The sequence below is a fragment of the Verrucomicrobium sp. genome (assembly GCA_028283855.1).
Classification (GTDB): Bacteria; Verrucomicrobiota; Verrucomicrobiia; order Methylacidiphilales; family GAS474; genus GAS474.
Genome location: JAPWJX010000005.1, coordinates 153,137 through 166,527 on the forward strand (window position 1 = coordinate 153,137; position 13,391 = coordinate 166,527).

General features: G+C 65.8%; 13 protein-coding genes, 1 tRNA gene and 1 pseudogene. 14 read left to right on the forward strand and 1 reads right to left on the reverse strand.

Translation table 11 applies throughout. From position 1 onward, the window contains the following. Window positions 1–64 precede the first annotated feature (64 nt). The 9 genes from coxB to PW734_10365 are packed head-to-tail and all read left to right on the forward strand — an operon-like array spanning window position 65 to window position 7,897. The gene (gene coxB / locus PW734_10325) at window positions 65–730 is read left to right on the forward strand and encodes a cytochrome c oxidase subunit II (GenBank protein ID MDE1171586.1); all 666 of its coding nucleotides are present in this window, start codon (window positions 65–67) and stop codon (window positions 728–730) included. Then, complete coding sequence (locus tag PW734_10330; protein MDE1171587.1) at window positions 727–2,328, forward strand: cbb3-type cytochrome c oxidase subunit I; 1,602 nt, start codon at window positions 727–729, stop codon at window positions 2,326–2,328. Before coxB ends, PW734_10330 begins: the two co-directional genes overlap by 4 nt. Continuing rightward, window positions 2,325–3,356: a COX15/CtaA family protein gene (locus PW734_10335; GenBank protein ID MDE1171588.1), complete on the forward strand. Its 1,032-nt coding sequence runs from the start codon at window positions 2,325–2,327 to the stop codon at window positions 3,354–3,356. Before PW734_10330 ends, PW734_10335 begins: the two co-directional genes overlap by 4 nt. Before the next feature lie 15 nt (window positions 3,357–3,371). Continuing rightward, window positions 3,372–4,268 (forward strand): heme o synthase, encoded by an 897-nt coding sequence (gene cyoE / locus PW734_10340; GenBank protein MDE1171589.1) that lies wholly within the window; start codon window positions 3,372–3,374, stop codon window positions 4,266–4,268. Beyond that, complete coding sequence (locus tag PW734_10345) at window positions 4,249–4,530, forward strand: hypothetical protein (GenBank protein ID MDE1171590.1); 282 nt, start codon at window positions 4,249–4,251, stop codon at window positions 4,528–4,530. The genes cyoE and PW734_10345 overlap by 20 nt, the downstream gene beginning before the upstream one ends. Before the next feature lie 17 nt (window positions 4,531–4,547). Beyond that, window positions 4,548–5,033 carry a 2-C-methyl-D-erythritol 2,4-cyclodiphosphate synthase gene (gene ispF, locus PW734_10350; GenBank protein MDE1171591.1) on the forward strand — a complete coding sequence of 162 codons (486 nt, stop codon included), beginning with the start codon at window positions 4,548–4,550 and terminating at the stop codon, window positions 5,031–5,033. Beyond that, a complete protein-coding gene (cysS, locus tag PW734_10355; protein MDE1171592.1) occupies window positions 5,030–6,418 on the forward strand; it encodes a cysteine--tRNA ligase in 1,389 nt (462 codons plus the stop codon). Before ispF ends, cysS begins: the two co-directional genes overlap by 4 nt. Next, window positions 6,415–7,047: a dTMP kinase gene (gene tmk / locus PW734_10360; protein MDE1171593.1), complete on the forward strand. Its 633-nt coding sequence runs from the start codon at window positions 6,415–6,417 to the stop codon at window positions 7,045–7,047. The genes cysS and tmk overlap by 4 nt, the downstream gene beginning before the upstream one ends. Then, window positions 7,031–7,897, forward strand: coding sequence for a hypothetical protein (locus PW734_10365; GenBank protein MDE1171594.1), 867 nt, complete (start codon window positions 7,031–7,033; stop codon window positions 7,895–7,897). The genes tmk and PW734_10365 overlap by 17 nt, the downstream gene beginning before the upstream one ends. 16 nt (window positions 7,898–7,913) lie before the next feature. Here the strand turns inward: PW734_10365 and PW734_10370 are convergent, their stop codons facing one another. Next, window positions 7,914–9,113, reverse strand: a complete 1,200-nt coding sequence (locus PW734_10370) for an MFS transporter (protein MDE1171595.1) — start codon at window positions 9,111–9,113, stop codon at window positions 7,914–7,916. Window positions 9,114–9,340: 227 nt separating this feature from the next. Here PW734_10370 and PW734_10375 point away from each other — a divergent pair. The 5 genes and pseudogenes from PW734_10375 to PW734_10395 all read left to right on the forward strand — a co-directional run bounded on the left by PW734_10375 (window position 9,341) and on the right by PW734_10395 (window position 13,296). After that, window positions 9,341–9,428: transfer RNA gene (locus PW734_10375), tRNA-Ser, on the forward strand. Between the two features lie 98 nt (window positions 9,429–9,526). After that, a complete protein-coding gene (locus tag PW734_10380) occupies window positions 9,527–11,098 on the forward strand; it encodes a hypothetical protein (GenBank protein MDE1171596.1) in 1,572 nt (523 codons plus the stop codon). 48 nt (window positions 11,099–11,146) lie between these two features. After that, window positions 11,147–11,734, forward strand: a complete 588-nt coding sequence (locus PW734_10385; protein ID MDE1171597.1) for a TetR/AcrR family transcriptional regulator — start codon at window positions 11,147–11,149, stop codon at window positions 11,732–11,734. 8 nt (window positions 11,735–11,742) lie between these two features. Then, on the forward strand, window positions 11,743–12,888 hold the full coding sequence (locus PW734_10390; GenBank protein MDE1171598.1) for an efflux RND transporter periplasmic adaptor subunit: 1,146 nt from the start codon (window positions 11,743–11,745) through the stop codon (window positions 12,886–12,888). 69 nt (window positions 12,889–12,957) lie between these two features. Then, window positions 12,958–13,296 (forward strand): annotated as a pseudogene (locus PW734_10395) (efflux RND transporter permease subunit). Window positions 13,297–13,391 lie beyond the last annotated feature (95 nt).

Here is a 13,391-nt window from a genome sequence, read left to right on the forward strand (position 1 = left end):
GGTAGCCGGGGAGGCGGCGCGTGACAATCCCGGCAGCCGCCGCTTGTATGGAAGGCCTTCCGCGATGCCGCTCTTTGCCGAAATCCGCACGACCCACATCTGGGGCCTGCCGCCCGCCGTGACGGCGGGCGCCCATGAGATCGACGCGCTGCTCCTCTTCATCGCGGGTCTGACGGGGGCGGTCTTTGTCCTCACGCAGGGGATTTTCTTTTACAGCCTTTACCGTTACCGGAGGCGGGACGGGGTGGCGGCCCGGCCTACCACGGGCCACCTGGGCGCGGAGATCGCCTGGACGCTGGTGACGACGCTCATTTTTCTGGGCCTCTTCGTCTGGGGGGAGGGGCTGTGGAAGAAGCTGCAGACGCCGCCCCCGGACGCCGGGGCGCTCCAGGTGGAGGTGATGGCGGAGCAATACGACTGGGTGATCCATTACCCGGAGACGGGCCGGACGCTGCATAACGAGATGGTCGTCCCCGTCGGCCGCCCGGTCCACCTGCACCTGACCTCCCGGGACGTGATCCATTCCCTCTACATCCCGGAGTTCCGCCTTTACCAGGACCTTGTCCCGGGCCGGACGATCGACTGGGTTTCCTTTACCGCGGAGAGGCCGGGCCGCTTCTCCATCTCCTGCAGCCAGCTCTGCGGCGCGGGGCACGAGCTGATGCAGGGCCATCTGCGCGTCCTGCCGCAGGCGGAGTTCGACGCGTGGTATAAGGAAGCCAAACGATGAGCGCGCCGGACCACAAGCAGCTGGGCCTCCGCTACCTTTGGACCAGCCTGGGATTCCTCCTTTTCGGCGGGCTCCTGGCCATCGTCATGCGCTGGCAGGTCGCCTTTCCCCGGGAGCACCTCATGACGGCGGCGACCTACCACATGATCCTGACCATGCACTCCACGGTCATGGTCTTCCTGGTCGTCATGCCGCTCCTTTTGGGGGCTTTCGGCAACTACGTGGTGCCGCTTCAGATCGGCGCGCGGGGGTTGCTCTTTCCCCGTTTGGGCGTCCTTTCCTATTGGCTCTACGCGGCCTCCGGCGCGGTGCTGCTGGCCAGCTTTTGGGTGCCGGGCGGAGGAGCGCAGGCGGGCTGGACCTCCTACGCCCCGCTGAGCACGCTGGCCCGATACAACCTGACCCAGGTCGGCCAGACCTGCTGGTGCGTGGCGGTCTTCCTCAACGTCACCGGCTCCCTTTGCGGGGCGGTCAACCTCCTGGCCACGGTGGTCCTTTCCCGCGCGCCGGGAATGGCGTTTTTCCGGATGCCACTTTTCACTTGGTCGGTCGCCGTCTCCTCCGTCCTGGTGGTGGTGGCCGCGCCGGTCCTCCAGGCGGCGCTGGTCATGCTGGTGCTCGACCTCGACTGCGGCACCGCCTTCTTCGACGCGGCCCGGGGCGGCCAGCCGCTCCTCTGGCAGCACCTCTTCTGGTTCTTCGCCCATCCGGAGGTCTACATCCTCATCCTGCCCGCCATGGGCATCGTCTCGGAGGTTTTGCCGGTCTTCGCGCGGAAGCCGGTCTTCGGCTACCGGGCGATGGTCTGGGCGATGATCGCCATCGCCCTGCTGGGCTTCCTGGTCTGGGGGCACCACATGTTCGTCAGCGGCATGAGCCTGGTGCTGGCGGCCACGTTTTCCCTCTCCACGCTGCTCATCGCGGTGCCCTCCGGCATCAAGACCTTTAACTGGATGGGGACGGTCTGGGGCGGCTCGATCGAATTCGCGCTGCCGATGCTCTACGCGCTCGGCTTCGTCACTCTCTTCGTCATCGGGGGGCTCTCCGGCATCTTCATGGCCTCGACGCCGGTCGACCTCTTCGTCCACCACACCTACTTCATCGTGGCCCATATCCACTACGTCCTCTTCGGGGGGAGCCTCTTCGGCGTCTTCGCGGGGATCGCCTATTGGTATCCGAAGATGTTCGGCCGGATGATGGACCCCTTTCTGGGGCGTCTCCACTTCGGCCTGACGCTGGCCTTTTTCAACCTGACTTTTTTCCCCATGCACTTCCTGGGCCTGGGAGGGATGATGCGCCGCATTTCCGACCCGCTGCTCTACGAGCACCTGGTCAGCCTCCAGCCGATCAACCAGCTCTGCACCCTCGGCGCGGTGGGGTTGGGCCTGGCTCAGATTCCCTTCGTCGTGAATTTCTTCCGCAGCTTGCGGCACGGGGCGCCCGCCGGGCCGAATCCCTGGCGCGCGGCCACCCTGGAATGGGCCTGCCCGTCGCCGCCGCCCCCGGGGAATTTCGAGAAAATCCCCCTCGTCACCCGGGGACCCTACGAATATAGTCTCCACCCCTCGAGCGATTACCGCCCCCAAAACGACTCATGAGCACGACCCTTTCCGAGCCTGCCGCCGCCTCCGCCCCGTATACGCCGCCTCCGGGCCTCCGCATTTACAGCGGCTTCGTTGTCGGCGCGGTGCTTTTCCTCATCACCGTCGGCGCGCTGGTCACCAGCCATGAGGCCGGGATGACCGTCCCCGACTGGCCCACGAGCTTCCACCAGAACATGTTCACCTTTCCCTACCAAAAGTGGGTCGGGGGCATCTTCTACGAGCACTCCCACCGCCTCGTCGCCTCGGGCGTCGGCCTCCTCACGGTCGTCCTGGCCATCTGGATGGGCGTCCGCGAATCGCGCCGCTGGCTGCGGAACCTCGGCTTCGTCGCCCTGGGGCTGGTCATCCTGCAGGGGGTGGTCGGCGGCCTGCGCGTCGTCTGGCGGCTGAACGACTTCGGCATTCCCCACGCCGTCCTCGGACAGCTCTTCCTAGTCGTCACGGGGCTCATCGCGCTGGCCTACACCGGCAGCTGGCTGACGCCGCCGCCGCACGCGGAGCGCCTCCCGCGCCGCTGGCAGCGGGGCATTCACCTGGTGGCCGGGCTCATCTTTATCCAGCTCATCCTGGGCGCGGTGATGCGCCACCAGCACGCGGGGCTTTCCATCCCGGACTTCCCCACCGCCTACCACCATTTCTGGCCCCACGTGAACAAGGCCAATCTGCCGGAGATCAACGCCGCCCGCGCCGCCGCCGGCCAGGCTCCCACCACGATCATGCAGATCCACCTGCAGATGACCCACCGGATGCTGGCCTATATCATCTTCTTCGGCGTCGTCTTTTGCGGCTTGGCCGTCCTGCGCTGCCGCCAAAGCCCCGACGTCCTGCGGAACCTGGCCGTTTTCTGGCTTTTCCTCATCTTCATGCAGATCGCCCTGGGCGCGGCGGTGATCTGGAGCGGGAAGAGCCCGCTCGTCGCCACGCTGCACGTCGTCACCGGGGCGGCGCTCCTTCTCACCGGCTCCACCATGGCAGCCCTGGTCAGCCGCTGGCGGCGCTCCGCCGTTGCCGTCGAGGCTTGATTTGACTCCCGCACGATGAAGGAAACGGCCGTCCCCGCCGCAGAGCCTCAGCCCAGCTGGTTCTCCGACGTCATGGAGCTGGCCAAGGCCCGGCTCACCTTCATGGTGCTGGTGACCACCCTGGCGGGCTTCTACCTGGCCGCGCCGGGCGCGGTGGACGGGCGGCTCCTCTTCCACACCCTGCTGGGCACGGCCCTGGTGGCCGCCTCCGCCTCGGCGCTCAACCAGCTGGTGGAGCGGGAGCACGACAGCCGCATGCCCCGCACGGCGGACCGCCCCCTGGCGGCGCGCCGCCGCCGGGCCGATACGGTTCTCTTCGGCGCCCTGGTCGTGGGCGTCCTGGGACTGGTGGAGCTGGCGGTGGCGGTGAACCTCCTCTCCTGCCTCCTGGCGGCGGTGACGCTGGCCTCCTACGTCCTGGTCTACACGCCGATGAAGCGGACGACGACGCTCAACACCTTCGTCGGCGCCATCCCCGGCGCGATCCCGCCGGTCATCGGCTACACGGCGGTGGAGAACAAACTGGGGCTGGAGGCGGCGCTTCTCTTCGCCATCCTCTTTTTCTGGCAGCTGCCCCACTTCCTGGCCATCGCGTGGATGTACCGGGCGCAATATCGGGACGCGGGCTTCAAGATGCTGACGGCGGACGATCCCCACGGGGCGCAGACCGGGCGGCAATCCTTCCTCACCGCCACGGCGCTCCTGCCGGTGGCGCTCCTGCCTTCCCTGGTCCGTCTGGCGGGCCCGGTCTATTTCTGGGGGGCGCTGATCCTGGGCCTCTTCTTCTGCTTCAAGGCATGGCAGTTCTCCCGCCAGCCGGGCGACGGCCGCGCGCGGCAGCTTTTTTTCACCTCCATCATCTATCTGCCGCTCCTTTTGGGCCTGATGGCTTATGACGCCGCCCGCGGGTAGGCTGGCCCTGGCCATCTTCCTGGTGGCCGACGGGATGTTTTTCGCCGGGTTCCTGGCGGCGTCCCTGGTGCTCCCTTCCGGAGAGGCCTTCCGCAAGCCCGTGGCCCTCCTTTACTGGGCCCATCTGGCCTTCGGAATCGGCTGGGCGGCCTGGGCCCTTCTCCGGCGGCGGCCCCTGGTCCTGCCTCTCTTTTATTTTCGCTATCTCTTTGGCCTGGGGATCCTCCTCTTTTTGCTGCTTTACGCCCGGCTTTGGTTTTAGAAGCATTACCCCCCTCTATGGCGCGTGTTGGCATTGGATATGACGTTCACCAGCTGGTGACGGGACGGAAACTTTTCCTCGGCGGGGTCGAAATCCCCTATGAGAAGGGCCTCGACGGCCATTCGGACGCCGACGTCCTCATCCACGCCATCGCCGACGCCATCCTGGGCGCGATCGGCGAGGCCGACATCGGCCACCATTTCCCGAACAACGACGAGCGCTGGCGCGGCGTGAGCAGCCTGGTCTTCCTGCGGGAGATCGCCTCCATGCTCCAGTCGAAGGGCCTTGTCCTGGAGAACGTCGATTCCTCCCTGATTTCCGAGGCTCCCAAGATCGGCCCCTACCTGGCGGAGATGAAGGAGCGCATGGGCACCGCGCTGGGGATCGCCCCGGAGCGCGTCGGCGTGAAGGCGACGACGAACGAGCTGATGGGCTTCATCGGGCGCGGGGAGGGGATCGCGGCCATGGCCGTGGCCTCCGTCTCCGAAAAGGCAGACCGATGAGCGGGACGGCCCTGCGCCTCTACAATTCCCAGAGCCGCGCGGTCGAGCCCTTCCAGCCGCGCGACCCGAAGCGCGTCTCCATGTACGCCTGCGGGCCGACGGTCTACAACTACGCCCACATCGGCAATTTCCGCTCCTTCCTCTACGGCGACCTGCTGCGGCGCGTCCTCCGTTTCTTCGGCTTCGAGGTGAAGAGCGTGATGAACTTTACCGACGTGGACGACAAGACGATCCGCGGCTCCCGCGAGGCGGGCGTCCCCCTGGGCGCCTTCACCGACAAGTTCATCGCCGCCTTCCGGGAAGACATGGCCACGCTGCGCATCGACCCCCAGGACGCCCAGCCGCGCGCCACCGACTATATCCCGCAGATGATCGCCCTGGTGGAGACGCTCCTGGAAAAGGGCCTGGCCTACCGGTCCGAGGACGGCTCCGTCTACTTCCGCATCGCCGCCCTGCCCGATTACGGGAAGCTCTCCCGCCTGGACAAGGACGGCCTGAAGGCCGGCGCCCGCGTCGCCCAGGACGAATACCAAAAGGAAGCCTACGGCGACTTCGTCCTCTGGAAGGCCTGGGTGGCGGAAGACGGCGACGTGGCCTGGGACTCCCCCTGGGGGAAGGGCCGGCCCGGCTGGCATATCGAGTGTTCCGCCATGAGCATGGCGCTCCTGGGGCCGGAGCTGGACCTCCACTGCGCCGGGATCGACCTCCTCTTCCCCCACCATGAGAACGAGATCGCCCAGAGCGAGGGGGCCACGGGCAAGCCCTTCGTCCGCTGCTGGGGCCACTGCGCGCACCTCATGGTCGACGGGCAGAAAATGTCCAAGTCCTTGGGCAACCTCTTCACCGTCCGCGACGTGCTGGCCCGCGGCTACACCGGCCGGGAACTGCGCTACGTCCTCCTGGGCACCCACTACCGCCAGACCCTCAACTTCACCTGGGAAGGCGTCGCCGCCGCGCGGCAGGCCCTGGGCCGGATCGACAACTGGCTGGGCCGCTGGCAGGCGCTGCCCGCCGCCTCCTTTCAGGGGGACGCCGCCGTGGGCGCGGCCTTCCTGGAGAAATTCACCGCCGCCTTCGCCGACGACCTGAACATCTCCGGCGCCCTCGGCCACTTCTTCGACTTCATCCACGAGACGAACCGCCTGATCGACCAGGGGCAGCCCCTGCCCGACCTGCCCGCGATCTGGAAGCGGGTCGATTCCGTCCTGGGCCTGGGCGAGAAGGCCGTGGAAGTCCCCGTCGAGATCCAGTCCCTGGCCGACGCGCGCCTCGCCGCCCGCCAGGCGAAAGACTGGAAGAAGAGCGACGAATTGCGCGGCGAGCTCGACCGCCTCGGCTGGTCCGTGCGCGACAGCGCCAAGGGGCAGGAACTGGTCAAGAAATGACCCGCCGCCGCTTCATCAGCTTCGAGGGATCGGAGGGGTGCGGAAAGACGACCCAGATCGCCCTCCTGCGCGAGCGTCTAGAACAGCGCGGGGAAACCGTCCTCCTCACGCGCGAGCCGGGCGGCACTCTCCTGGGAGAGGCGATCCGCCACCTCCTCAAGCACGCGCGCGAAGGCCAGAACATGGCCGCCGAGGCCGAGCTGCTCCTCTTCAACGCCAGCCGCGCCGAATTGGTCCGCAAGGAAATACTCCCCGCCCTCGACTCCGGAGCCTGGGTCCTGAGCGACCGCTTCGGCGACTCCTCCGTCGTCTACCAGGGCATCGCCCGCGGATTGGGCATGGAGACGGTCCGGCAGGTCGTCGAGTTCGCCACCGGCGGTTTGAAGCCCGGCCTCACCTTCCTCCTCGACCTTGATCCGAAGGTGGCTTCGCGCCGCATCCGCCGCCGCCCGCAGCCCGTCGATCGGATCGAGAAGGAAGGGAGCGCCTTCTTTGCCAAGGTCCGGGACGGTTTCCTTTCCCTGGCCCAGGCGGAGCCCGACCGCATCCGCACCATCGACACCACGGAGGCGGCCGCCGCCGTTTTTGAGGTGATTTGGAAAGAAGTCTCCCATGCCTTTTCCCTCTAGCCAGATCGCCGCGCGTTTCCGGGAGGCCGTCGCCTCCGGCCGGATGGCCCACGCCTACCTACTGCAGGGGGGAGACCGCGCCGCCCTGCGCCGCTTGGCGGAGGAACTGGCCGCCGCCGTCCTGAAGGCCCCGCCGGAAAAGCATCCCGACTTTCACTGCGTCGAGCCCGGCTCCAAATCCCGCCGCATCCGCATTGAGCAGATGCGCGATTTGGAAAAGAACCTTCAGCTCAAGTCCTACGCCGGAGGCCGTAAAGTGGCCCTCATCTGCGAGGCCGAGCGGATGTGCATCGGCGGCTCGGAAGCGGCCAACGCCTTCCTCAAGACCTTGGAAGAGCCGCAGGAGGACACCCTCATCCTCCTCACCAGCAACGCGCCCCAGCTCATTCTCCCCACCATCCTTTCCCGTTGCGTCCGCCTGAGCCTGAAGGACGAGGGGGAGGCCGAGGCCCTTTCTGAAGGGGACCGGAAATTCCTGGAAACCTGGTTCGGCTACGTAAAGCCCGGCCCCCTGCGCGCCTACGCCCGGGCCGCCCTCTTCGGCCGCCGCTGCCAGGAGCTGCGGGAAGAAATCGAGGCCTCGATCGAGCCTGCCGAGGACGAGGAAGAAGAGGGGACCGCCAAGGCCCTGCTGGAGGGGGAATTCCTTCTGGCCCGCCAGCGCCTCCTGGGCTCCCTGCAAAAGGCCGTCTGGGAGCGGTCGCGGGCAGAGGGGGCCTCCCCTTCCACGGAGACCCTCCAGACCCTGCGCAGCCTGGAAGGGCTGCACGCCTCCCTTTCTCAGAACGTCGACACGGCCCTGGCGACGGAGCGCGCAGCCCTGGCCATCGAAGGCTTGATCGCCGGATAAAGCCGGAGACCCGGCTTTACTCAATAAAACGGGGCCGGCCGGCCAGCGTCGCGAAAACGCCCGCCAGGCCGCTGGCAATGACAAGCATTCCCAGCGGCCAGGACCATCCATGGGTGGCGTCGTGAAGAATGCCGACCAACAATGGGCCCGCCGCGCCGCCCGCATAGCCGATGAACTGAGCCATGCCGGAAAGCCGCGCGGCCTGGTGGTGGTTGCGGGTTCTCAAGGCAAACAGGGAAAGATTAGTCACCAGGGCGATTCCTGCTCCCAACCCGGCGCTGGCCAGCCAGAGCAGTGAATGGGCGGGGGACCAAAGCATCCCTAACGTCCCTGCGAGGAGGAATAAGCCGCAGGCAAGGCCCAGCAGCCTTTGGTCCCCGAGCTTCTTAATGAGGGAGGCGCTACCCAGATTGGAGCCTATGGCAATGACTTGATAAAAAAGCAGGTAAATCCCGGCGGCGTCCGCGGCGATGCCCGCCGAAGCGGCGTAGGAGGCATACCAATCCACGATGGAATAAAACACCAGGGAGTGCATGGCGAAGAAGAGGGATACCTGCCAGCCGATTGGATGCCGCCAGGGCGAGGTATGCCCCCGGGTTTCCGGAGCCGCGTCGGCCAGGTGGTGTTGGCGCTTGCGCCCCTGCGGCAGCCACACCATCAACGTGACGAGCGCCAGAGCCGCCCAGCAGCCGATCGCCCAGCGCCAGCTTGATCCCGGCAAATGGGAAATCGGTCCGGCGAGGCCCGCGGCCAGGCCCGCGCATCCGGCCATGGCCGCCGCGTACAGGCCGATGAGCCCGGCAGCCCGCGCGGGAAACTCCCGTTTTACCAGGCCTGGCAGCAGCACATTGCCGAAGGCGATGCCCGCGCCAATCAAGCCGGTTCCGATCCAGATCAGGCCGGGAAAAGGAAGCGAGCGCAGGACCGTGCCGGCCAAGATGACGGCCACCGCGCCGGCTAAGATCCGCTCCAGACCGTACCGGCGGCCCGCCCGCGGCGCAGCCAAAGACAGGAGCGCGAAAAGGAGAAGGGGAAGGGCGTGCAATAATCCTGCGCCGAAGCCGCCCAAGCTCAGTGAGTCTTGGATTTCCGGAAGCACCGGGCCCAGGCTGGTGATGGGGGCGCGCAGATTTGCGCCGATGAGCACGATGCCCAGGTAGAGCCCCCATGGCGTTTGGGGAGAACGGGGGGAATTGATCCGCGCAGCAGTCGTCATAAAAAACCTCGCATTTGGCCGGGCCTCTTTTTGGGGAAGCCTGGCGGTAAATGCGTTGGCTAACGTTAACGCTTACGCGGAATCGGCGTCTGCCGTCCGTATGAGGCGGACCGTAGTGCGGCCCTCTTTTTTTGTCAACGGCTGGAAAGCGAGCCATGCCACTGGGGTGGATAAAAAATGGGTCTTTGCGCCCGGGCGGAATCTTGCTTAACTCCCCCCCTCGCAAAGGACAGGTGCCAGAGTGGTTTAATGGGCTCGCCTGGAAAGCGTGTAACGGCTTAAACCCGTTCGAGGGTTCGAATCCCTCCCTGTCCGCGCGTTTTCGCGCCATGAATGCCGCAATGGGAATGAATCGGCGGCAATTTATTTCCCTTGCAGGAGGGGCTTTAGCCCTTTCGTCTTTTCCCTATCCGTTGCGGGCGGAAGCGGCGGACCGCGCGCCGTTCCGGCTTCTTTACAGCAACGACCTGACGAATCTTCTGACCTGTGTCAGTCCCTTTCACCGGAAAGGGGAGGGGTTCCGCCCGGAGATGCTGGAGGCTTCCGTGGACGAGGTTGCGGGACTGGGCGTCGACGCCCATTTCCTCCAGCCCGCGAAGGGCTGGGTGCCGTGGTGGAGGAGCAAGATTTATCCCGCGGCGGAGCATTACCGCTGGTTTGAGGAAACCTACGGGAAGGGGCCGGACAGCTGCGGGAAATATCTCCTGGGCGGCGGCGATTACGTCCAGGTCTTCATCGACCGCTGCCGTCTGCGCGGCCAGGCGCCGTTCATCTCCTTTCGGCTTAACGACGGGCACCACCTGGAATGGGTCGATGCCAAGCGGGGGGAGAAGGTCGACGTTAACGCGCAGCAGGCGCTGACCCCCTTTTACCGGGACCATCCCGAATACCGGCTGGGCCCGGATCTGCACGATTGGAAGCAGCGCGTCCTCAATTGGGCGATCCCGGAGGTGCGGGAGCGGGTCTTCTCCCTTATTCAAGAGCTTTGCGAGAATTACGACCTGGAGGGGTTGGAACTCGACTACATGCGCTATTTCAGTTTTTTCCGCGCCGCGGAGACGACGAGCGCACAGCGCCGGGAGATCATGACGGCCTTCGTCGGGCGGGTGCGGGCGCTGCTGGACCGGACGGCGCGCCAGGGGAAGCGCCGCTGGCTTTGCGCGCGCGTCCCCGCCTATGTCGCCGCCTGGGACGGGATGGGAATCGACCTGGCCGCCATGGCGGAGGCGGGGCTCGACATGGCCAACCTCTCCGCCAGCTACTTCACCGTCCAGCAGACCGACTTGCCCGCCATCCGCAAGCAGGTGCCGGGCGTCGCCCTCTATGACGAAATGACTCACGTCACCTGGGCCGGAAAGCCGGTGGGAAAGGGGTACGACAGCCGTCAGGACCGCCGGACGACGCCGGAGCAATTCTACACCACGGCCCACCTGGCCTACGCGGAAGGGGCGGACGGGGTGAGCCTTTTCAACTTCGCCTACTACCGGGAATACGGGGAGCCCTACCGCGGGCCTTTCAGCGAGCCGCCTTTCCTCATCCTGCCGCACCTCCGCGACAAGGCCTGGCTGGCCCGCCAGCCGCAGCACTATTTCCTGGGGCCCAGCTGGAAGGACAGCGGGATGACCCTTCCCATTCCCCGCACGGTCAAGCCGGGGGAGACGGCGTCGTTCCCGCTGGACTTGGCCCCGCCGTCGGGCGGCTGGGTGGGGACCGGCGGTCTCCGCGTCCAGGGGCAGGACTCCCTGGGGGAGAGCCGTTGGGAGGCGCGGATCAACGGCGTGGCGCTGAACGAGAGCGCGGAGCGCGGGGAACCTTATCCCAATTTCTACACGCAGCTCCTGGGCAAGCCGGAGCAGCTCCGCGCCTGGCGGGTGCCCGCCTCCTGTCTGCGTCCGGGGAAAAACGTGGTGGAGCTCTTTCTGCGGGAGGCGCGGCAGCCCCTGCGCCTTTACTTCCTGGACCTCTGGGCCTCCGGCACGGCGTAAAATAAATAGTGACGATTTTGTTTTTTCGTCACAAAGTCCCTCTTCGTTATGAGGAAAAGCCGCTCCAGCCGGGAAGTGACCCGCGCCCGCATTGTGGAGACGGCCAACGCCCTTTTCCGCCGGTTCGGCTACACCAAGACCTCCATGGCCGAAATTGCCGCCGAGTTGAAGATGTCTCCGGCGAACATTTATAAGTTCTTTCCTTCCAAGAGGGCCCTTATCGAGGAGGGCGCGGAGTGTAACATGGTCGAGATCCAGGAGGAGCTGGAGCGCATTCGCGACGGGAAGGGGGAAGCCATCGGCAAGCTGGAAAAAATCGTCCGCTATCTTTACGGCTACCACCGGAAGATTTTCAGCAAGGAAAAGCAGATTTACCAGCTGGTGGTCGACGCTTATGAGGAAGACTGGGAGTGCATCCGGGACTTCCGGGAGTTCTTTTTGGAAGTAGTTGCCAGCATCGTCCGGGAAGGGGTCGCCGGCGGGGAATTTTCCCGCGCGGAGGCCTCCACGGCGGAGACCCTTTTGGACTCTTTACAATGGGTCGTTCACCCGCTTTTGTTTCCTGAGCTCGACCACAAGAAGGTCGAAGGCCGGGTGCGTGCCCATATCCGATTTATCGAAGGAGCTTTGAAATGAGAAATGGTGTGTGGAAATGGGCCGTTTACGCGGCTTTCGGAGCGGTCCTCTTCGGTTGCGAGAAGGAAGAGAAAGCTGCCCAGGGCGGCGGTTCCCGCCCCCCGCAGGAAGTCGTCGTGGTGACGCTGAAACCCCAGCGTGCCGCCATCATGACGGACCTGCCCGCGCGGGCCAATCCCTACCGCGTGGCGGAGATTCGCCCCCAGGTCAACGGCATCATCCAGAAGCGCCTCTTCACCGAAGGCGCCGAGGTGAAGGCGAACGACCAGCTTTACCAGATCGACCCTGCTCCCTATCAGGCCGCCTGGGACAGCGCGCAGGCTTCCGTGGCCCGCGCCGAGGCGACGCTGGCCTCCGCCACGCTCCTGGCGGAGCGCTATAAGCCCTTGGTTTCCGCCTACGCGGTGAGCAAGCAGGATTATGACAACGCCGTCGCGGCCCAAAAGCAGGCGGAGGCCGACGTGGCCTCCGGCAAGGCTTCCGTGGAGACGGCCCGGATCAACCTGGTCTACACGAAGGTCCTTTCCCCCATCACCGGCATCACCGGCCGCTCCAGCGTCACGGAGGGGGCCCTGGTCACGGCCAACCAGTCGAACACTCTGGTCATCGTCCAGCAGCTCGACCCGATCTATATCGACGCCGTCCAGCCCAGCGTCACCCTCCTGCGCCTGCGCCGGGAAATGGCCGCGGGCAAGCTGGAGAAGGCCGGCCCCAACGAGGCGAGGGTGAAGCTGGTGCTGGAAGACGGCACCGAGTACGACCAGCCCGGACGCCTGGAATTTTCCGAAACCACCGTCGATCAGGGGACTGGCTCCGTCATCCTGCGCATGGTTTTTCCGAACCCGAAGCACGTCCTTTTGCCCGGCATGTTCGTCCATGCCCAGGTGCAGGAGGCCGACGACGACCACGCGCTCCTGGTTCCCCAGCAGGGCGTCACCCACAACGTGAAGGGGGAGCCCACCGCCCTCGTCGTCGGGCAGGGGAACAAAGTGGAGCAGCGCGTCATCCAGGCCGATCGCGCCATGGGCGACAAGTGGCTGATCACCGGCGGCCTGAACGCCGGAGACCGCGTCATCGTGGAAGGCCTTCAAAAAGTCGCCCCCGGCGCCGTGGTCAACCCCACGGAAGCCGCCTCCCAGCCCGCCGCCAAGTAAGCCTCCCGCCGCATGGTCAATTTCTTCATCGACCGCCCGATCTTCTCCTGGGTCATCGCCATCGTCATCATGTTGGCGGGCGGTCTGGCCATTAAGACCCTGCCCATCGCGCAGTATCCCAGCATCGCGCCGCCCTCGGTCTCCATTCAGGCGACCTATCCCGGCGCCTCGGCGGAGACGATCCAGAGCACCGTCGTCCAGGTGATCGAGCAGCAGATGAGCGGCCTGGACCACCTGCTCTACTTCTACTCGGAGAGCGACAAGGACGGCACCATGACCATCACCCTCTGCTTCGAGCAGGGGACCAATCCGGACATCGCCCAGGTGCAGGTGCAGAACAAGCTGCAGCTGGCCACGCCGCTCCTGCCGCAGGAAGTGCAGCAGCAGGGCCTGCGCGTGGCAAAGGCCACGGTCAACTTCCTCATGTTCTTCGCCCTCTATTCGGAGGACGGGACCATGAACGGGGGACGACATCGCCGACTTCATCGCCTCCCACGTCCAGG